19 protein-coding genes and 1 pseudogene are annotated in these 19995 nt (G+C 72.5%); 13 read left to right on the forward strand and 7 right to left on the reverse strand.

All coding sequences use genetic code 11. The annotated features are described in order from the left end of the window. Positions 1-61: 61 nt before the first annotated feature. Positions 62-4435, reverse strand: coding sequence for a S8 family serine peptidase (locus ABZV06_RS22170; protein WP_355623771.1), 4374 nt, complete (start codon positions 4433-4435; stop codon positions 62-64). 261 nt (positions 4436-4696) lie between these two features. Here ABZV06_RS22170 and ABZV06_RS22175 point away from each other — a divergent pair, with 261 nt between their 5' ends. Continuing rightward, entirely contained in the window at positions 4697-5461 is a 765-nt protein-coding gene (locus ABZV06_RS22175; protein ID WP_355623825.1) for a hypothetical protein, read from the forward strand. 9 nt (positions 5462-5470) lie between these two features. Here ABZV06_RS22175 and ABZV06_RS22180 read toward each other — a convergent pair whose 3' ends face one another. The 3 genes from ABZV06_RS22180 to ABZV06_RS22190 form a co-directional block, all read right to left on the reverse strand. Further along, positions 5471-7525, reverse strand: a complete 2055-nt coding sequence (locus tag ABZV06_RS22180) for a glycogen debranching N-terminal domain-containing protein (protein ID WP_355623774.1) — start codon at positions 7523-7525, stop codon at positions 5471-5473. Next, a complete protein-coding gene (locus ABZV06_RS22185) occupies positions 7522-7902 on the reverse strand; it encodes an SCP2 sterol-binding domain-containing protein (protein ID WP_355623777.1) in 381 nt (126 codons plus the stop codon). Before ABZV06_RS22185 ends, ABZV06_RS22180 begins: the two co-directional genes overlap by 4 nt. A gap of 71 nt (positions 7903-7973) precedes the next feature. Beyond that, positions 7974-8348, reverse strand: a complete 375-nt coding sequence (locus ABZV06_RS22190) for a DsrE family protein (RefSeq protein ID WP_007465736.1) — start codon at positions 8346-8348, stop codon at positions 7974-7976. A 12-nt stretch (positions 8349-8360) separates the two neighbouring features. On the opposite strand from ABZV06_RS22190, the gene mtfM reads away from it, so the two are divergent. Beyond that, positions 8361-8465, forward strand: coding sequence for a small membrane protein MtfM (gene mtfM / locus ABZV06_RS22195; RefSeq protein WP_305076120.1), 105 nt, complete (start codon positions 8361-8363; stop codon positions 8463-8465). A 58-nt stretch (positions 8466-8523) separates the two neighbouring features. Continuing rightward, complete coding sequence (locus ABZV06_RS22200) at positions 8524-9114, forward strand: FABP family protein (RefSeq protein ID WP_355242622.1); 591 nt, start codon at positions 8524-8526, stop codon at positions 9112-9114. A gap of 3 nt (positions 9115-9117) precedes the next feature. Here the strand turns inward: ABZV06_RS22200 and ABZV06_RS22205 are convergent, their stop codons facing one another. After that, a complete protein-coding gene (locus ABZV06_RS22205; RefSeq protein ID WP_355623780.1) occupies positions 9118-9999 on the reverse strand; it encodes an aminotransferase class IV in 882 nt (293 codons plus the stop codon). Positions 10000-10092: 93 nt separating this feature from the next. Between ABZV06_RS22205 and ABZV06_RS22210 the strand changes: the two genes are divergently transcribed. The 4 genes from ABZV06_RS22210 to ABZV06_RS22225 all read left to right on the forward strand — a co-directional run bounded on the left by ABZV06_RS22210 (position 10093) and on the right by ABZV06_RS22225 (position 13511). Then, the gene (locus ABZV06_RS22210) at positions 10093-10497 is read left to right on the forward strand and encodes a Fur family transcriptional regulator (RefSeq protein WP_355242704.1); all 405 of its coding nucleotides are present in this window, start codon (positions 10093-10095) and stop codon (positions 10495-10497) included. Beyond that, positions 10494-11606, forward strand: coding sequence for a folate-binding protein (locus tag ABZV06_RS22215; protein ID WP_355623783.1), 1113 nt, complete (start codon positions 10494-10496; stop codon positions 11604-11606). Before ABZV06_RS22210 ends, ABZV06_RS22215 begins: the two co-directional genes overlap by 4 nt. Before the next feature lie 23 nt (positions 11607-11629). Further along, positions 11630-12457: a 3-keto-5-aminohexanoate cleavage protein gene (locus ABZV06_RS22220; protein WP_355623786.1), complete on the forward strand. Its 828-nt coding sequence runs from the start codon at positions 11630-11632 to the stop codon at positions 12455-12457. 94 nt (positions 12458-12551) lie between these two features. After that, positions 12552-13511, forward strand: coding sequence for an asparaginase (locus tag ABZV06_RS22225; protein WP_355623789.1), 960 nt, complete (start codon positions 12552-12554; stop codon positions 13509-13511). Between the two features lie 216 nt (positions 13512-13727). Here the strand turns inward: ABZV06_RS22225 and ABZV06_RS22230 are convergent, their stop codons facing one another. Next, complete coding sequence (locus ABZV06_RS22230; RefSeq protein ID WP_355623792.1) at positions 13728-14525, reverse strand: alpha/beta hydrolase; 798 nt, start codon at positions 14523-14525, stop codon at positions 13728-13730. A 113-nt stretch (positions 14526-14638) separates the two neighbouring features. On the opposite strand from ABZV06_RS22230, the pseudogene ABZV06_RS22235 reads away from it, so the two are divergent. The 6 genes and pseudogenes from ABZV06_RS22235 to ABZV06_RS22260 all read left to right on the forward strand — a co-directional run. Further along, positions 14639-15169 (forward strand): annotated as a pseudogene (locus tag ABZV06_RS22235) (helix-turn-helix transcriptional regulator); the annotation flags it as partial. Between the two features lie 140 nt (positions 15170-15309). Beyond that, on the forward strand, positions 15310-16023 hold the full coding sequence (locus ABZV06_RS22240; RefSeq protein WP_355623795.1) for a hypothetical protein: 714 nt from the start codon (positions 15310-15312) through the stop codon (positions 16021-16023). 71 nt (positions 16024-16094) lie between these two features. Next, on the forward strand, positions 16095-16409 hold the full coding sequence (locus ABZV06_RS22245) for a DUF2516 family protein (RefSeq protein WP_234582317.1): 315 nt from the start codon (positions 16095-16097) through the stop codon (positions 16407-16409). Continuing rightward, on the forward strand, positions 16406-17293 hold the full coding sequence (locus ABZV06_RS22250) for an alpha/beta hydrolase (protein WP_355623798.1): 888 nt from the start codon (positions 16406-16408) through the stop codon (positions 17291-17293). The genes ABZV06_RS22245 and ABZV06_RS22250 overlap by 4 nt, the downstream gene beginning before the upstream one ends. A gap of 11 nt (positions 17294-17304) precedes the next feature. Continuing rightward, positions 17305-18042, forward strand: a complete 738-nt coding sequence (locus tag ABZV06_RS22255; RefSeq protein ID WP_355242645.1) for an alanyl-tRNA editing protein — start codon at positions 17305-17307, stop codon at positions 18040-18042. Between the two features lie 46 nt (positions 18043-18088). Next, positions 18089-19003, forward strand: coding sequence for an SDR family oxidoreductase (locus ABZV06_RS22260; protein WP_355242648.1), 915 nt, complete (start codon positions 18089-18091; stop codon positions 19001-19003). Here ABZV06_RS22260 and ABZV06_RS22265 read toward each other — a convergent pair. Next, entirely contained in the window at positions 18987-19991 is a 1005-nt protein-coding gene (locus tag ABZV06_RS22265) for a YafY family protein (RefSeq protein WP_355623801.1), read from the reverse strand. The two genes, ABZV06_RS22260 and ABZV06_RS22265, sit on opposite strands and share 17 nt — an antisense overlap. Between the last annotated feature and the right edge of the window lie 4 nt (positions 19992-19995).

Raw genomic sequence — 19995 nt, forward strand, 5'->3', positions numbered from 1 at the left:
CCGCTTCGATCGACCGGGGCCGGTCACCCTGCTGGGTGGCCGGCCCCGGTCGTGTGTGCGGTCAGATTCCGGTGGCTCTCGTGCAGGACGAGGCCGGGTCGAGGACGACGTCGAGGGTGTCGACGATGCCCGCCCTGACACGCGTGCGCTGCGTCTGCGGTATCCACCCGTCCTTGGCGACGATCACCTCGTAGCGACCCTTCGGCAGCCACCAGACGTACCGGCCGTTGGCGTCCGCGGTCAGCGTCCAGCCGGTGGTCGTACCCACCCGGTTCACCCGAACCGTCGCCGCGACCCCGACGGTGACCCCGGCGCAGGTGATTCCGGTGACGGTGCCCTGGATCCTGCCCCAGCTGGCCGGCGGTGACACGGTCATCCGCATCGGCACCGCGGGGACCCGGTACGGCGTGTCGGATGCGATGCCCAGCTCGCCCGAGTAGGTGCCGGGCTGGGCCACACCGGCCGAGGCCGAGGCGCGCAATGTGACGGTGACCGTCCGGGAGGCGCCCGGTGCGAGGGTGAACGTGGCGGGTTTCGTCGTCAGCCAGGGCAGGTCCGCCTCTCCGGCGCACAGCTCCAGGCCGCCGAGCCGTTCACCGTCCGTGGAGCCCACGAACGAGGACGGCGAACCACCGATCTTGTACGCGCCGCAGGCGGCGGCGCCCCGGTACCGACCGGACTGGACGTTGGGCAGGTCGCGCCAACTCCCGACCACCGGGTCGTACGCGATGGTCCGGTTGGTCACCGTGGTCGACGCGCCCGTGACCCCGCCGGCCAGGACCAGGAGGTCACCGGCCGCCGCGTACTGGGAGCCCCACAGGTCCACCGGCAGGTTCGGCAGGGGCCGCCAGGCGTCCGCCGCAGGGTCGTACCGGTAGGCGTCGGTGTAGTCGGCGTCGCCGGTGCCCCCGGCGCAGTAGACCGCGCTGCCGATCCCGCCACAGGAGAGCCAGGACACCGTGTGCGGGTACGCCGCACCGGTGCGGAACGTGCCGGTGCCCGGGTCGAAGACGACGAGCCGGTCCGATTCGGCGCAGTCGTTGTCCCGGCAGCCACCGACCAGGTAGACCTTCCCGCCGGTGACCGCCCCGCCGGCCGCCGCCACCGGGAAGGGATCACCCGCTCCGGCCAGCGTGCTCCACGTGTCCGTGGCCGGGTCGAACACGTCCACCGAGGCGACGGTCTCGTCGTCGGCGCCCCAACCACCGAAGACGTACAGCTTGCCGCCGACGGCCGCCGCGACCGGCTTGGCCCGGGCGCTCGGCATGTCGGGCAGCGCCGTCCAGGTGTCCGTGTCGGGGTCGTAGCGCCAGGCCTTTCGTTCCAGGCCGCTGCCACCGCCACCGCCGACGGAGTAGACCTTGCCGTCGAGGGTGGCCGCCGCGTTGTCGTAGACCGCCGCCGGAAGGGCCGCGATGCTGCTCCAGGCGTCCTGCGCCCGTGGCGCCGCCTCGGTTGCGGCCGGGCCGTACGCGGTGCCCGCGCGGGCCTTGCTGATCCCCTTCGTCCTCTGCTCCCGCAGTGGCGCACCGGCTTTGGACGGCAACTCGAACCGGCCGCTGCGTTCCACGAGGTTGACGGCGGCCGGCGCGCTGCCGGTGTTGCGTATCCGCAGCTTCGCGGTCCGGGTGCTGCCGTACGGCTGGTACGACTGGACGGTCGGCGGCGTGACGGTGAGCCGACCGGCGGCGAGCGCCACGTCCAGGCGACGGACGTCGTCGGCCGGCACCGTCACCGTCTCCGTGGCCACCTGGTACGGCGGTCGACTGGCGGTGAGCCGATGTGCGCCGGTCAGCCCGGAGAAGAGCCAGTAGAAGCCGTCCGGCGTCCTCGGGTCGTCCGGCGTCGGCGTGGACCTGCCGCGGTCCTGCGGGCGGTCGACGCTGACCACTGTGACGTCGTTGAGTGGGGTGTCGGTGTTGCGGTCGGTGGTCACGCCGAGCACCAGGCCGCCGGGTGCGGGCACGCAGTCACGGTTGACCACCTGTACGTCGTCCACCTGCCACCACCAGGCGAAGCTGCCGTGGAAGCGGAACCGGACCCGGACGGCGGAGGCCCCGGCCGCCGGATCGAGCGGTACCTCCTCGACGAGCGGTCCGCGTCGGCTGGTGGTCTGGTGCCAGACCGTGTTCCAGGTGGCGCCGCCGTCGGTGGAGACGTCCACGTCGGCGGTGTCGCTCACCCCGACGGCCCGCCAGTCGCTGTGGAACCGCAGGACCGGTGCCGGTGTGCCGCGCAGGTCGACGCTCGGGGTCACCAGGTCGGTGTCCTGGGTCCGGCCGGAGCCGAGACGGTCGCTGTCGGCGATGGCGAAGGCGCCGCTGCCGCCGGTGAGGTTGCCCCGCTCGCCGGCGTCGGTGAAGGTCCAGCCGCCGTCCTCGGTCCGGTTCCGCACCGACCAGCCGTCCGGGGTGGCGCTGCCGTCGAAGCTCTCGTCCAGCAGGGGCGTACCGAGGCTGCCGGTGTAGCCGGCCGCGGTGCACGAGGTCTCGACCGGTACGGCGATGTCGGCCGTCACCGGACCACCCACGGTGACCACGTCCCGGGTGGCCGTGCGGTAGCCGGGGTAGCGGGCGGTGACGGTGAGCCGGTACGTCGTGTTGCCCGGCACGGTGAACGTGTACCGGCCGGTGGCCGGGTCGGTGAACACCGGTCCACCGGGACGGCCGGCGACCTCGATCCGTGCGTAGAGCGGCCAGCCATGCCCGGAGGCGTCGGTGATCCGGCCACTGACGGTGACGGACGGGTTCGCGGCCAGGGCGAAGTCCCGGGTGACCTCCCCGCCCTCGGTGACGGTGACGGTGGCGCTCTGGCCGGCGTACCCGTAGGCGCTGACGGCGACGGTCGCCTCGCCGGCCGGCACGGTGAGCGCGTACCTGCCGTCCGCGCCGGTGGTGACGCTGCGGGTGCCGTCGCCGACTGTCGCGCCGGCGAGCGGGTCGCCGCCTCCGGCCGCGGTGACCGTGCCGCTGATCCGCCCGACGGCGCCGCGCGGCGCGGCCGCTACCGCCGCGTACGCGTCCAGTCGGCCCTCGCCGAACACGTTGTTGTCGGCGGCGGTGCCTCCGCAGGCGGTGGCGTCGACGTCGTGGGCGGTCCGGTCCAGCAGCTCCTCGGTGGCGGCGATGTCGCCCCTGAGGGTCGGTGCGGCCGACCAGAGCAGCGCGACGGTGCCGGAGACGTGCGGCGCGGCCATCGAGGTGCCGTCGTAGGCGGCGTAGGAGTTGTCGGGGACGCTGGAGCGCACGTTGCTGCCCGGTGCGGCGACGTTCGGCTTGTACGACCGTGCGTCGGTCCCGCCGCCCCGGCCGGAGAAGTCGGAGATGGTGTTCTGCACGTCGTACGAGCCGACCGCGTACGCGTCGGTGTTGTCTCCGGGTGAGCCGGCGCTGCCGCAGGCCGGACCGTCGTTGCCGGCGGAGAAGACTCCGAAGATGCCGGCTGCACGCCAGGCCGCGATGGTCTGCTGGAACCACGGGTCGCCCCCGGCGCCGCCCCAGGAGTTGTTGACCACGTCGGGGCGTAGGTCGGGGCGGGGGTTCTGCCCGTCCAGGTCGGTCGGGGCCAGCACCCACTGGCCGGCCGCGAGCAGCGAGGCGTCGGTGCACGAGTCGGTCTCGCAGCCCTTCGCGGCGATCCACTTCGCGCCGGGAGCGACGCCGATCTGGTTGCCCGCTCCGTCGTCGCCGACCATCGTGCCCATGGTGTGCGTGCCGTGGCCGGCGTTGTCGCAGGGCGCCGCGCTCGGGCACACGCCGGCCGGGTCGTACCAGTTGTGGTCGTGGTCGAAGGTGCCACCGCCGAGGTTGCCGCGGTACGTCCCGACCAGCGCCGGATGGTCGTACTGGGCGCCGCTGTCGATGGTGGCGACGACCACGCCGTCGCCCCGGTCGCCGAGTTCGCTCCACACCCGCGGGGCGTTGATGTTGGTGAGCCCCCACTCCGGGCCGTTCGCCTCCGCGCGGCTGCCGGTGGCGGGCGTCGGTCGCAGCAGCGGGTAGCTGCGGCTGGGCTCGATTCTCGCCACCTCGGGCCGCTTGGCGATCTCGTCGAGCAGCCCGCGATCACCTGTCACGCGTACCGCGTTGGCGATCCAGTACGCGGTGTGTGGCGCCTTGCGGCTGGTGAGCAGCTTGCGCAGACCCTTCTGGGTGCGCGTGGCGGTCGTGGTGAGCAGGCGGTGCACCTCGCGGGCCCGGTCGTCCGGGTCACGCAGCTTGGCGGTCCTCGCCACCGGCGCGGTGCTGCGCAGGTAGACCAGGAAGGTGCCGCTGCCCGTCGTGCCGAGTTGGCGGAGCAGTCGCTGGTCGACGCGGGCGGGCGCGGGTCTGGGTTGGGTGGCGACCGCGGGCTGGGCGGTGAGGGCCAGCAGGGCGGTGCCGCATGCCACGGCGGTCCGCCAGACAGCGGATCTCGGGTTCGATGGTCGGAGCACTGTTCCTCCCCACATGGGGTCCCGATGGGTTCGGGACCTGCTCGGACGGTGCTCAATGACTAACGATCGGCCGGTGACCTGGCGTTATTCAGACCGAGTGGCAGGTTGTCGGGCCGTGGGCCACTGCCATTCGGAGCGGAGGACAGCTCGTGACACCATGGCCGGGTGAGCGGTGCTGTCCAGACGGGTTGGCCCCCGTCGAGCGACCCCGCCCCGCCGGCACACGCCCGGCGTGGGCGGCGCTGGCTGCTGGTCGGGACCGTGTTGTGGGCCCTGCTGCTGGCCGGGCTCACCTGGCTGTCGGTCCGGAACGACCCGCCGACGGTGCGCGAGCAGCGCACGCTCGCCGAGGCCGTCCCGGTGGTCGAGCGGGCGGTCGGTGAGCTGGCCCGTGCCGCGGGGACAGCCGGGTTGCTGGAGCTGGGTCCGGCGCGGGTCAGCGCGGGATGCCGCGTCACCCCGCTCGCCGACGGCGCGAGGCTGCGTCGCGAGGTCGGTGTGCTGGCGCCCGCCGGCACCGAGCGGACCGTGCTGACCGCCATCGCCGATCGACTGCCGGCGACCTGGCGGGCCGGGGTCGGTCCCGGACTGGACGGCCCGGAACTGCGCGCCGACGCCGGAGAGTTCGTCGCCGTCGAGGGGCGGCCGACCGGGGACGGGCGGCTGCGGTTGACCGTCGACACCGGCTGTCGGCCGCCGGGCGCCGGCTACGAGCCCGCGCCGGCCACCGCCGCCGGCCCGGAAGCGGCGGCCCTCACGGCTGCGCTGACCGCGCTGAACCGTCCGGCCGACGGCGCACCCGAGCTGGTCACCGCGCCGTGCCCGGACGGCACGCTGGCCCGTACCGCACGGTCCGCCGCCGGCTCAGGTCCGGCCACGGCCAGCGCACTCGCCCCGCTGGCCGGCGGCAACCCACTGCTGGACAACCCCCCGGTGTACGCGTACCGCGCCGGCGACGCGACCGTGCTGGCCGAATTCGGCCCGGACGCCGCACGGGTGGCCGCCACCGTCGGCTGCCCCGGTTGAGTCGCCGGGTCAGCCGGCCGTCTCCTGGTCCTGCGGACCCCGGCTGCGACCCAACGCGTCGACGCGGCCCCAGCGGCCGGGGATGTCCAGCAGTTCCACCCGGCCCATCCCCGGCGGTACGGCCGGATCGATGATCAGGTGTTCGCCCTGCGGTTCCAGCCCGAGCATCACCCGCAGCAACAACAGCGGGGTGCCGCTCGACCAGGCCTGCGGGCTGCACGCGGTGGGGTACTCCACCGGGTAGCCCGTGCGGCTGCGGGCGTACCCGGCGAACGCCTCCGGCAGCCGCCCGTCGAAGTACTCCGACGCGGCCAGCATCGCGTCGCAGATCCGCCCGGCCTCCTCCCGGTAGCCGTACCGGCTCAGTCCCCAGGCGATGATCGAGTTGTCGAACGGCCAGACGGTACCCACGTGGTAGCCGATCGGGTTGTAACGGCCCTCGCCCTCGGCGAGTGTCCGCACCCCCCAACCGGAGAAGAGCCGTGGCCCGAGCAGATGTTCGACCACCTTGCCGGCCCGGGACTCGTCCACGATCCCGCTCCACAGCAGGTGCCCGATGTTCGACGTCAGGGCGTCGACCTGCTGTCCGTCGGCGTCCAGGGCGAGCGCGTAGTACCCGCGGTCGGCAATCCAGAAGTCGCGGTTGAACCGCTGCTTGAGCGCCGCCGCCTCCCGCTCCAGCCGGTCGGCGTACGCCGGGTCGTTCCAGACCTCGCGCGCCAGGCGGGCGGCACGGATCTTCGCGTCGTACGCGTAGCCCTGCAACTCGCAGGTGGCCCGGGGGAAGCCGGGCATCCGGCCGTCGGCGTACGAGATGGCGTCCCAGGAGTCCTTCCAGCACTGGTTCTGCAGCCCGGTCTCCGGGTTGCGGGTGCGGTACCAGAGGTAGCCGGTGCCGAGCAGGTCGCCGTAGGTGTCGATCCACGCCAGTGCGGAGCGGATCTGCGGCTCCAATTGCTTGACCAGCGCGGTGTCACCGGTCCAGCGCTCGTACTCGTCGATCAGGATGACGAACAGCGGCGTCGAGTCGGCCGAACCGTAGTACGGCGAGTGGGGCTGCTCCTCGAAGCCGGCCGTCTCGCCGTACCGCAGCTCGTGCAGGATCTTGCCGGGCTCCTCGTCCCGGAAGTCGTCCACCCGATGGCCCTGCAGGCCGCCCAGCATGCTGATGGTCGGCGGGATCAGCTGCGGCAGGAACGGCAACACCTGCAACGAGGTGATGATGCTGTCCCGGCCGAACAGGGTCATGAACCACGGCAACCCGGCGGCGATCAGCCGTGTGCCCAGGGCGATCGACTCGTAGCGCAGCGCGGCCAGGTCGTTGAGGCTGCGCCGGTACGCCCCGGCCAGCGGCTCGCAGTCACAGCCGAGCGTGGGCGCCCGGTCGATCAGCGCCCGGTGCTCGGCGCGGATGGCGTCCCCGCCGCGGCTGCCCGAGAACGGCAGGGTGGTCCGGATGTCCTCGCCCCGTGCCCCGTAGACGATGGTGGAGATGTGCAGCCGGGTCGTCCACTCGCTGTTGCGGTGGATCCGGACGCGGAACGTCATCCCGGCGACGTCGACCTGCGCCGGCACCGTCGAGCGGATCTGGGTCTCCCGGTGGAAGCCCTCCCGCCGGTACGTCAGGCGCAGCTCGTTGTCGGTCACCTCGACCGTCGTCCGGCCCACCTTCTGCTGGGCGTGCTTGATCTCGAACAGGTCGGCGAAGTCGCTGCCCATCTCGATCCGGACGGTGAACTCGGCCTCCTCACCGGAGTGGTTGAGGACGGTCAGCTCCTCGTCGAAGCCACCCCCGATCTCCCGGCTGCGGATCACCGAAGCCTTGGCGTCCAGGTAGTGGGTGGGTTCGCCGGGCGCGAGGAAGAAGGTGGTCCGGTACGACTCGCTGGCGTCCACGGAGAGGGCGTGCAACCGCTGGCCGTCGAGGGTGAGCACCCAGCTCGACAGAAAGCGCGTGTCGAAGGAGAACAGCCCGGTCGGAAAGTCGAAGGACGGCTCGATGTCTCCGCGATGGTCGGTGACCAGGAAGGTGTTGCCGTCCAGGATGCTGACGAGGTCCTTCACGAACGCCGCCCGACTGCCTCGCGGGCGACCTCGCACGGGTCCCTCGTGCCCGGCGGGTCCGGGAAGAAGCGGCGGAAGGCCAGGAAGAGCACCACGTCACCGCTGAAGGTGCTCTCGTTGCGCAGCACGGTGGCGAGCGCCTGGGCCTCGCCGGTGATCAACCTGTCGAACAGGGTCGAGCTGCTGTACCAGATGGCGTCGGCGGGACCCCGTTCGCGACTGCTCTGGATTGCGCCCGGCCGCATCCGGACCAGCCAGTGCTCGGTCTGGTGGTCAGTGCCGAGGTCGATCTGGAGGGTTCCCGCGACCAGGCCGCGCAGGACCGTCGGGGCGCGCTCCGGCAGGGATTCGAAGAACCGCTGGGTCGCCTCGGTCACAATCGAATCGTAGGCAGCGCTTCGGGTTGCCGGGTCGGTATCCGAACTCCGCCACCCGGCTGAGTCAAGGATCAGTACACGAGCGCCTGTGCGCCCTCGGCCAACGCCTCCTCGACGAACACCGCGGCACCCGCGATCCGCACGCCGGGCAGTACGTCGTCCGGGCCGATCTCCCGGCGGGCCGCGCACTGGGTGCAGGCGGTCACCCGACCGCTGGTCAGGATGACGTGCAGCAGCTCGGCCAGCGGTGCGGAGTGCGGCAGCTCGAATTCCTGGGCGCGGCCGGGCAGCGCGAACCAGGTCGACTCCCCGGTCAGCCAGAGCGAGACGTCCACGCCGGCCGCGACCGCCGTGGCGGCGACCGTGAACGCCTGGGCGCAGCGCTCCGGGGCGTCCGCCCCGGCGGTGACCTTGACGACGAGAGAGCGGGCCATGAGGCCCAGCATAGGATGGTCGGGATGGTTACCGAGATCGGGTTCGTCAGCCTGCTGGTCGCCGGCCTGGGCGGACTCGCCGGTGGCCTGGTCTACCTGGCAGTGAAGATTTCGAGGGGACGCTGGTGAGCGCGAGGAGTGAGCCGGGTTTGCGAGCCCCGCAGTCGCGAACGAAAGGTGGCTCCGCGTGAGCGACGAGAATCCGCTGCAACCGCCGTGGCTGAACGCGCCTCCGGTCGACGAGTACCCGTACGAGGAGAGCTACGACCTGCGCGTCGGCCCGAAGCTGCACCCCGCGCTGGACGGCCTGCTGCCGTACGTCGGTCTGTGGCGCGGTCGGGGCAAGGGTGGCTTCCCCACCATCGAGGACTTCGACTACGCGCAGGAGATCCGGATCAGCCACGACGGCCGACCGTTCCTGCACTACGAGTCGCGGGCCTGGATCCTCGACGAGCAGAGCCGGCCCGTCCGCCCGGCCGGGCGTGAGGTCGGCTGGTGGCGGCCGGTGCTGGTGGACGGCCGGGCCACCGACGAGTTGGAGGCCCTGCTGACGACTCCGACCGGTGTGATGGAGTTGCACCTCGGCAAGCGCTCCGGCACCCAGGTCGAGTTCACCACCGACGCGGTGGTGCGGACGGCGACCGCCAAGGAGGTCACCGGAGGCCACCGTCTCTTCGGCATCGTCGAGGGCGCGTTGCTCTACGCCCAGGAGATGGCCGCGCTGGGTCACCCGCTCAGCCCGCACCTCTCGGCGCGGCTCGTCCGGGTCGGCGGCTGACGCTCAATCGACGGGGAAACCCAGCAGTTCGTGCAGGGCGGGGGTACGCGGGCAGCGGTCCCGGCGTACCCCGTCCAGCATCCGCACCTCGGCGAGTCCGCGTACCGAGGAGCTGAACCAGACCCCGTCGGCGGTGTGCAGCTCCTCGGGCGTCACCATCCGCTCGGCTCCGTTCAGGCCCAGTTCGTGCGCGTGGGCGAGCAGCCAGGCGGCGGTCGTGCCGGGCAGGATGCCGGTGGTGGCGGCGGGCACCGTGCAGATCGTGTCGCCGGTGAGCCACACCACGTTGGCGATCGGCCCCTCCAGGGCGTACGCGTCCGACGAGACCCAGAGCACGTCGTCCACCCCAGCCCGTCGAGCCCAGCGGCGGGCGGCGCTGTTGACCGCGTACGAGGTGGATTTGATGCCTGCCGGCAGCCAGTCCAAGCCGGTACGTGCGTCGGCGGGCACCCCCAGCGGCAGGATGGCCACGGTTATCCCGTTCCGACGGGCCGTCAGTGACGACTCCGGCACCGCGCTCAGCGTGGTGTAGACGGTCGGCGGGCCGCCGGCCTCCGAGCCCCGGGTGCAGACCAGACGCAACGCGCCCTCCACCTCCGCCGGCCAGCCGGCGAGCACCGAGTCGAGCAGATCGGTGAGCGTGTCGGTCGGAGGCAGCTCCAGGTCGACGGCCGCTGCCGCCGTGACCAGCCGGGCCAGGTGCTCGTCGCGCAGCCACGGCCGCCCGTGGCGCAGGTGCATCGACTCGAAGAGCCCGTCGCCGCGCAGGACGCCCAGGTCGTCGCCGCGGAGAACGGGTTCGTCCGCCGGGATCGGGCCGCGCCCCAGCACGGCGATCCGTGTGCTCGGCGTGGCCGAGACATTACCGACGGACGACGTCACCATGACCGTCGAGCGTAGCGGCGGTCGGCGGCGCGCAGGAGGTCGGCGCGATTGCCGAACTATGATCGGACGGTGTCCGAATCCTCCCTCGCGGAAATGCTCCGGGCCCGTGGGCTGCGGCTGACGGCCCAACGGCAGCTCGTCCTGCAGGCGGTGCTCGATCTGGGCCACGCCACCCCGGAGCGGGTGCACGCCGCCGTCCGGGAGGTCGCGGCCGGGGTCAACATCACCACCATCTACCGCACGCTGGAGCTGCTGGAACGGCTCGGCCTGGTGACGCACACGCACCTCTCGCACGGTTCGCCGACCTACCACGCGGCGGGTGAGCACCAACACGTCCACCTGGTCTGTCGGGAGTGCGGCGCGATCGACGAGATCGATCCGGAGCTGCTCCGTCCGCTCGCCGAGCAGTTGGAGGCGCAGCGGGGATTCCGGGTGGACATCGGGCACGTGTCACTCTTCGGCGTCTGCGGCCGTTGCGAGAACGGGGACCACAAATGATCGACATCGCGGGTGCGGTGGCCGTCGAGAGCATCGACGAGGCCAGTCGCGACCAGCCCGACCCCGCGCACGTCGCGGCGGGCGTACGGGGCGTGGCGGCCCACTACGGCGATCCGCTTCGCGAGCAGCGTGTGCTGGACACCGAGGTCGGTCTTGTCGACAGGTCACACCGGGGGATCATCGCGGTGCCCGGCGAGGAGCGTGCCGGTTGGCTGCACACGATCACCTCGCAGCACCTGTCGACGCTGTCCGCCGGTGAGGGCACCGAGCTGCTGGTGCTCTCCCCGCACGGGCACGTCGAGCAGCACGCCCTGGTCGCCGAGGACGGCGAGACAACCTGGCTGGACACCGAGCCGGGGGCGACGGATGGCCTGCTGTCGTACCTGGAGAAGATGCGGTTCTTCAGCAAGGTCGAGCCCCGCGACGCGACCGCCGAACGGGCGCTGCTGTCGCTGGTCGGACCGGCGGCGACGGAGGCCCTGGGCACGCTGGGCGTGACCGGGCTGGCCGCACCGGACCTGGTCCCGGTGCCGGGTCCGAAGTTCGCCGCCGGCGCCGTGCCGCCTCGGGCAGGCATCCGGTACGACGTCCGCCCGCTGCCGATCGGCGGCTGGGCGCGACGTGGCCTCCTCGGCGTCGACCTGCTGGTGCCCCGCTCGGCGATGGAGCAGGTGGTCGCCGAGTTGCGCGGCGCGGGCGTGCCGGTCGCCGGCCTGTGGGCGTACGAGGCGATCCGGGTGGCCGCCCGGCAGCCCCGGGTCGGGGTGGACACCGACCACCGGACCATCCCGGCCGAGGTGGACCTGATCGGTCCGGCCGTACACCTGGACAAGGGCTGCTACCGGGGTCAGGAGACGGTCGCCCGGGTGCACAACCTGGGCCGGCCGCCGCGTCGCCTGGTGCTGCTGCACCTCGACGGGGTGACCACCGACCAGCCGCCGACCGCCGGTACGCCGGTGACCCTCGACGGTCGGGCGGTGGGTTTCGTGGGCACCGCGGTGCTGCACCACGAGCTGGGCCAGGTCGCCCTCGCCGTCCTGAAGCGGAACGTCCCGGACGACGCCGCGCTGATGATCGGCGAGAGCGCGGCGGCGATCGACCCGTCCTGACCGGCACGTCTAGGATCGCCGGCATGACGACAGGGACGTTGATCACGGTGGCCCCGACCGGCGCGGAGTCGGCCAAGGCGGAGGTGCCGGCGCTGCCGGTGACGCTTGACGAGCTGCTGCGCACCGCCAAGGAGTGCGAGGCGCTCGGTGCCGCCGTGATCCACGTCCACATCCGCGACGACGAGGCCCGGCCGACCCTCGACCCGGCCCGCCTGGCCGAGACGGTGGCGGCGCTGCGGGAGAGAACCGACCTGATCGTGCAGCTCTCCTCCGGCGGCGCGGTGACCGACCCGGAGGCGTCCCGGCTCGCCGTGCTCGACGCTCGCCCGGACATGGCCTCCTGCACGATGGGCACTGTCAACTTCGGTGACGACGTCTTCCTCAACCGCTGGGAGTTCATCGTCGACCTGCACACCCGGATGCAGGAGCGCGGGATCGTGCCGGAGTACGAGATCTTCGACCTCGGCCACCTGTCCGCGTTGCAGCGGCTGCTCGGCAGGTACGGGCTGCCGGCCGGTGGGCACGTGCACGTGGACTTCGTGATGGGTGTGCCGGGCGGCATGCCGGGCACCGCCGAGACGCTCGTCGCCGCACACCGGATGCTGCGGGACCTGCCCGAGGGCACCACGTTCTCAGCCACCGGCATCGGTCGCAGCACGATTCCGGTGCTGCTGGCCTCGTTGTCGACCGGCGGGCACCTGCGGGTCGGCATGGAGGACACGGTGACGTACGCCAAGGGCCGCCCGGTCGAGTCCAACATGCAGTTGGTCGCCCGCGCGGTCGGCTTCGCCCAGCTCGCGCAGCGGCCGCCGCTGACCACGACCGAGGCCCGCGCGCTGCTCGGCCTGTAAGGGCGAGGGCTTCCCGCGCCCCTGTCACCCGGGCGGTGGACGGCCTGGTCACCCCGCCGACGGACAGTCCAGCCTCCTGGGTACCGTCCAGCACGTGGGAAAGACGTACGAGGGCGGCGTACCGCTCGCCGAGGTGGTCCGGTCCGGGTTCGTGGAGGGCGGGCACCGCGGTTCGGTGGTGGTGCTGGACGCGACCGGGGCGCCGCTGGCCGCCGCCGGGGACGTGACCGCGCCGATCTTCCCGCGCTCGGCCAGCAAGCCGATGCAGACGATCGGGATGCTCCGCGCCGGACTGCCGCTCACCGAGCCGGCCGACCTGGCGCTGGTCTCGGCGAGCCACGCGGGGGAGGACTTCCACCTGGCCCGGGTCGGCGCGCTGCTCGACCGGGCCGGGCTGGACGCCTCAGCGCTGCACTGCCCGCCCGACCTGCCGGCCGGGGCGGCGGCCCGGGAAGCGGTGCTGCGCGCCGGGGGCGGACCGAACCGGGTGCAGATGAACTGCTCCGGCAAGCACAGCGGGATGCTGCTGACCTGTTCGGCCGCTGGTTGGCCGCACGACGGCTACTGGCGGCCGGAGCACCCGTTGCAGCAGGGGCTGCGGGCCGCAGTCGAGGAGTTCACCGGCGAGCCGGCGGCGGCGGTGGGGGTGGACGGCTGCGGCGCTCCCGTGCTCGCGGTGTCGCTGACCGGCCTGGCCGGGGCGTACCTCCGGCTGGTCGATGCCGAGCCCGGCTCGGCGCCGCGCCGGGTCGCCGACGCGATGCGCGCCCACCCGGAGATCGTGGGTGGCACCCAGGCCGACGACACCCGGCTGATGCGCGGCGTTCCGGGCCTGCTGGCCAAGGTCGGTGCCGAGGGCGTGTTCGCGGTCGGACTGCCGGGCGTCGGCGCGGTCGCTCTCAAAATCGACGACGGGGCCGACCGGGCCCGGATGCCGGTGCTGGTCTCGGCCCTGCGGCGGCTCGGCGTGGACGCTCCCGTGCTGACCGAGTACGCCGAGGTGCCCCTGTTCGGCGGCGGCCTCCCAGTCGGCGCAATCCGCCCCCTCTGGTGAACCACCCCACCCCACCCCACCCCACCCCGCCCCGCCCCGCCCCGCCCCGCCCCGCCCCGGGCCACGGCTGTCACGGCTGTCACGGCGACCCCGCCCGTGATCATGAAGTTATTGCCACGACACGCCGTCGCGGATGGCAACAACTTCATGATCAACGGGGTGATGCAGTGGGTCCGAGCCTGGGCCCGAGCGCGGCAGCGTTGGGGTGCGGGTTGCTCAGGGCAGGAAGTCGAGCAGGGCCGCGTTGACCGGCTCCGGACGCTCCAGCGGCAGCAGGTGAGCGGCGTCCGGCACGTCCGGCAGCCGTACCGCGTTGGGGGCCTCGGCGGCGATCCGGTCGGCGAGCCGGCGGATGTCCGGCACGTCCGCCGCGCCGGCGGCGACCAGGACGGGGATCTTCAGCTCGCCGAGACGTCCGATCGCCGGAGGCGTCAGCTCGCCCACCTCCACCGCGCCGAGTGCCAGTTCCGCGGCCAGGGCGCGCTGGTCCATCTCCTGTGCCAACGCCAGCAGGTCGGTGTCGACGTCGGCGGGCTGACGTGCCGGGCCGACCACCCAGAAGCGCACCTCGCCGGCCGCGCCCGCGACGAAGTCGTCCGGATCGACCTCGCCGACCAGGTCGTCCCAGAGGTCGTTGGCTTCCTCGGACCACTCGTTGCCGGAGACCGCCGTGTCGAACAGGGCGAGCGCGCTCACCCGGTCCGGGTGGGCCAGGGCGGTGTCGACGGCCACCGATCCACCGAAGGAGCAGCCGACCAGAGCGGCCTGAGGCAGGTCGAGGGCGTCCAGCAGACCGGCGACGTCGTCGTGGTGCGCGAACGGCATCGGCGGTAGCTCCGAGTCCCCGTATCCGCGCAGGTCAGGGACGATCACCCGGTGTCGGGTGGCGAGCGCGGGCAGGACGTCCCGCCACATCCGCCGGTCCGCGATGCCGGCGTGCAGCAGGACGACGGGCGAACCGCTGCCGGCCTCGTCGTACGCGATGACTGCTCCATTGACTGTGATCTTGTGCACCACCGGACCGTACGGACCGGGCGGGGCGGCACGCAAACGGGACGCTGAGACTTTGCTAACTCTGGCTAGCATTTTGCTTGCAGGAGTTAGCAGGTCGGTCTAGCGTCGGCGGCATGGCGACACCAAAGGACCTTCCCGACGTTGGCGGGTTCATCCGCGATCTGCGCCGCAACGCCAAGATCTCCCTGCGCCAGCTTGCCGAGCAGGCGGGGGTCAGCAACCCGTACCTCAGTCAGATCGAGCGCGGTCTGCGCAAGCCCAGCGCCGAGGTGCTCCAGCAGCTGGCCAGCGCGCTGCGGGTGTCGACTCCGGCGATGTACCTGCGGGCTGGGCTGCTCGACGACAAGGAAGGCCACGGCGTGCTCGCCGCCATTGCGGTGGACCCCGACCTGACGATGGCCCAGAAGCAGTCGCTCAGCCAGATCTACGAGACGTTCCGCCGGGAGAACGCCCGACTGTCCGAGGCCCAGGCCGCGACCGGGACGACCACCCAGGGCGCGACCGGGACGACCACCCAGGGCGCGACCGGGACGACCACCCAGGCCGCGACCGAGCCGACCACCCCGACCGACGTCGCCGACGCGCCCGCCGACGTGGCCAACCTGGCAGCGACCGGTCCCACCACCGCGGGCGGCACCCCGACCGAGGCCGTGCTCGAATCGGTCGCCGTCACCGAGGCAGGCCCGGCACCCGCCCCGAGCAGCACCCCCGAAAAGCTCGCACCCGCCCCGAGCAACACCCCCGAGAAGAAGAAGGCCGCCGAGACGGCCGAGGAGGAGACGTCATGACCGAGCCGAAGACCAACCGCATCCCCGCTCCGATCTACGCCGCCGCCGGTGCGGCCGAGCTGGCTCTCGAGCAGCTCCGCAAGCTGCCCGCGGCGGTCGGTGTGCACGGCACCCGGGTCGTCGCCGACCTGGGTGGCCGGGCGGTTCTGACCGGCTTCGAGCTGCGTCAGAAGGCCACCGAGACCCTGCGTACGGCCAACGAGACCGCAGGCACCCTGCGCGACCGCGCGCAGGCCGAGCTGGACCTGGCCAAGCTGCGCGAGTCGGCCGACCTGGCCAAGCTGCGCGAGGTCGCCGACATGGACAAGCTTCGTGCCGCCGCCACCCGCAATGCGGCCGTGGTGGTGACCGCGGCGCAGGCGGCCCAGGGGCGGGCGTTCGCCGCGTACGGCGCGCTGGTGGCTCGTGGCGAGCGGGTCGTCGGCGCCGGCGTGATTGAGGCCGCCGAGACGGTCAACGCGGACATCGAGGCCACCGAGGCGACGACCGCGACGACTCAGGCCGCGACGACGACTCAGGCCGCGTCGACGACCCAGGCCGCGACGTCGGCCCCGGCGGAGGTGCCGAGCCCGGCCGAGGTCGCCGAGATCGCCGAGGCCAAGCCGGCCGCCGTCAAGAAGGCCGCCCGGGCGAAGGCCCTGAAGCCGGCCGAGACCCCGTCGGCCAAGCTGCCCCGGGCCACCAAGCAGAGCCGCCCGGCGGCCGAGTAGTTCGTCCTGTCGGCGATCCCGACGGCGTCCTTGACGGACGTAGTCGGGGTCGCCGACATAAACTTGCCGGCATGGCCACCGCCGCGCCGATCTTCGCGTTCGAAGTCCGCTACGTGATCGAGCTGATTCTGCTCGTCTTCGCGTTGATCATTCAGGGTGTCGCGTTGGTGCATGCCATCACGCAGCGCTCCGACGCCTTCTCCGCCATCGGGACGCTTCCCAAGGGCGGCTGGATCGCCATTCTGGCGGTCTGCCTCGTGCTGATCCTGCTCAGCCGTGGTCCGATCAGCCTCTTCGGACTGATCGGCATCGCCGCCGCGCTCATCTACCTGCTCGACGTGCGGGTCGGTCTCCGCGATCTCAGCGACGGCAAAGGGTTCTGGTGAGAGGTTTTCGCTGGCCTCCTCCACCGGACAGCGGTCCCCGTACCTGGGGTCCGGGCCCGGGCGGGCCGCGCACCGGGCGGCCCGCGATTCCGGACCCGGAGACCGAACTGGTCGCCACGCCGCACGGCGTGCAGCTCGAACGCCTGGTCACCGGTGTCGGTGATCCGGTGACAGTCTTTGCCCACGGGCTGGGCAACGGGATCGCCACCACGCGACCGTTCGGCAGCGGGGTGGCCGGTCGTCGGCTGTTCTTCCAGTTCCGGGGGCACGGTCGCTCGGAGTCGCCGGCCGGCCCGTGGACCTACCTCGACCTGGCCCGCGATCTGCGGGCCATCGCCGATCTCGGCGGTGCCAGCCGGGCGTTCGGAGCGAGCCTCGGCGCGGGCGCGCTCTGCCGCCTGCTCGCCGAGAGCCCGGAGCGCTTCGAGAAGCTGGTCTTCTTCCTGCCGGCGGTGCTCGACGAGCTGCGTGCTCCGGTCGCCTGGGAACGTGTCAACGCGCTGTTGGAGGCCGTCGGGAGCGGTGACGCCTCCGCCGTCGCCGATGTCGTCTCGCTGGAACTGCCGGCGGCGGTCCGCAACACGCCGGCCGGATGGGCGTACCTGCGGCAGCGGCTCGACCAACTGCTCCGCGACGGCCTGGCCGACGACCTGGCCACCCTGGCGGGGCAGGTGCCGCTGACCGACGCGACCGCCCTGGCGGCAGTCACCGCGCCGGCTCTGGTGATCGGCTGCGCGGGCGACGACCTGCACCCGGTCGAGGTCGCCGAGCAGCTCGCGGCCGCGTTGCCCCAGGCCACTCTGCACGTGTACGACCGACCGGGCGTTCTCTGGTCGGAACGCGCCGACCTGCGGGGGCGCATTTCCGGCTTTCTCAACGAGTAACGTGCCCTGTCATGGGCGTCACACAACATGGCCGGACGCACCGGCTGGATCTCGCCGACCCGACCCTGCGCGAGTGGACCTGCACGGTCCTGCACGCCGACCCGGAGCAGGGCATCGTGCTCGACCGCTCGGCGTTCTACCCGGGCGGCGGCGGCCAACCACCGGACCACGGGGTGCTGCTCTGGCAGGGCGTGCAGACCCGGATCGTCGGCACGCGCAAGGGCGACGAGCCCTACCTGATCCCCGCCGAGGGTGACCCGTTGCCGCCGGTCGGCACCGAGGTCGTCGGCGCGGTGGAGGACGAGCGCCGCACCCGTCTGATGCGTACGCACTCCGGGCTGCACGTGCTCTGCGGTGTGGTGTTCCGCGACTTCGGCGCGCTGGTGACCGGCAACTCGATGGAACCGGGCGAGGCCAGGATGGACTTCAACCTTCCCGAGGTGCCGCCGGACTTCAAGGCCCGCATCGAGGAACTGGTCAACGCCGAGGTGGCCGCCGACCGCTCGGTCGCCACCCGGGTGCTGCCGCGTACCGAGGCGTTGGCCCTGCCGGACATCATCCGCACCCAGTCCAACCTCATCCCGCCCGACGAGCAGGAGGTGCGGATCGTCGACATCGTCGGTCTGGACGTCCAGGCCGACGGTGGCACCCACGTCGCGTCCACCGCCCAGATCGGCAAGGTGCAGGTGGTCAAGGTGGAGAGCAAGGGCCGGGCCAACCGGCGGGTCCGCGTCAGACTGGTGGATTGACAAATTCGGACGGCGGCTGTCAGGTATCGCTGGCAGCCTCGCAGGCATGACACCACCGCTCGCAGGAAAGGTCGCGCTCGTCGCCGGAGCCACACGGGGCGCCGGACGACAGATCGCGGTCCAGTTGGGTGCCGCCGGCGCCACCGTGTACGCCACCGGTCGCAGCAGCCGCGCCGGCCGTTCGGAGATGGACCGACCGGAGACCATCGAGGAGACCGCCGAGCTGGTCACCGCGGCCGGCGGCACCGGCATCGCCGTGCAGGTCGACCACCTCGTACCGGAGCAGGTCCGCGACCTGGTCGCCCGGATCGACGCCGAGCAGGGCGGTCTCGACGTGCTGGTCAACGACATCTGGGGCGGCGACCCGCTCGTCACCTGGGACAAGCCGGTTTGGGAGCAGCCTCTCGACAAGGGTTTCCGCACCCTGCGGCTGGCCGTGGACACGCACATCATCACCAGCCACTTCGCGCTGCCGCTGCTGATCCGTAAGCCCGGTGGCCTGGTCGTCGAGATCGGCGACGGCACCAAGGCGTACAACGACGAGAACTATCGCCTCTCGGTCTTCTACGACCTGGCCAAGACCTCGGTCAACCGGCTCGCCTTCAGTCAGGCGCACGAGCTGAAGCCGCACGGCTGCACGGCGGTGGCGCTCACTCCCGGCTGGATCCGCTCCGAGGCGATGCTGGAGCACTTCGGCGTGACCGAGGAGACCTGGCGCGACGGCGCCGCCACCGACCCGCACTTTCTCATCTCGGAAACCCCGGCCTTCGTCGGCCGCGCGGTGGCCGCGCTCGCCGCCGACGAGGACAGGGCCCGCTGGAGCGGCCGGTCCGTCGACGCCGGCACGCTGTCGAAGGTGTACGGCTTCACCGACGTCGACGGCAGCCAGCCGGAGGCGTTCCGTTACATCAGCGAGGTCGTCGACGCCGGTAAGCCGGCCGACGTCACCGGCTACCGCTGACGTCACCTGTCACGGCCGGGTCGTCGTAGCGTGCGGCGGCCCGGCGCGCCGCGTCCGCCATGCGTCCGCGCAGCTCCGGCGGGTCGAGCGCCTCCACCTCCGGGCCCAGCGCCAGCAACTGGGTGTACGCGACCTCGACCGATTCCACGGGCAGTCGCGCCACCACCCAGCCCTGCCCGTCCGGTTCGCTGGCGGCGGCGACTACCTCGTCGTACACCTGAGGGGCGTCGACCATGTGCCGGAGCCGGCGCAGGCCGGCGGGGCTGAACCGGACGGTGACCTCGGCCCGCAGCATCGTCCGCAGGAACGACCCGGCCTGCTCGCGCCAGTGCCCGGCCAGGTCGAAGCCCTCGTTGCGCGCGAAGGACTCCTCGCCGACCTCGACGCCGGTCACCCGGTCCACCCGGTAGGTGCGCATGTCGTCGCCGACCCGGCCGACCAGATACCAGGTCGCGCTCTTGAGCACGAGCCCGTACGGCTGCACCCGCCGGGTCACCTCGTCCTCGCCGCGCCGGTAGCGCAGCCGCACCACCCGGTCGCCCCAGACCGCCCGCGCCAACTCGGCCAGCCACGGCGGTGGTGGCGTCTCCCGGAACCACCCCGGCACGTCTAGGTGGAACCGCTGTCCCGCGCGGACGGGCGCGTCGCGCAGGGCCGGTGGCAGTGCGGCGAGCACCTTCAGCTCGGCGGCGGCGACCGCGTCGGCGAGTCCCATGTCGCCGGCCGGGCCGGGCAGACCGGCCAGGAAGAGCGCTTCCGCCTCGTCGCGGTTCAGCCCGGTCAACCGGGTCCGGTAGCCGCCGAGCAGGCGGTACCCGCCGGCCCGACCCCGGTCGGAGTACACCGGCACCCCGGCGGCGGACAACGCCAGCACGTCCCGGTAGACGGTCCGCTCGGAGACCTCGAGCTCCCGCGCCAGCTCGCCGGCAGTCATCGTGCCGCGCGCCTGCAACAGCAGCAACAGTGAGATCAGTCGGGACGCGCGCACCCGC

Source organism: Micromonospora sp. NPDC005172 (assembly GCF_040608555.1).
Lineage (GTDB): Bacteria > Actinomycetota > Actinomycetes > Mycobacteriales > Micromonosporaceae > Micromonospora.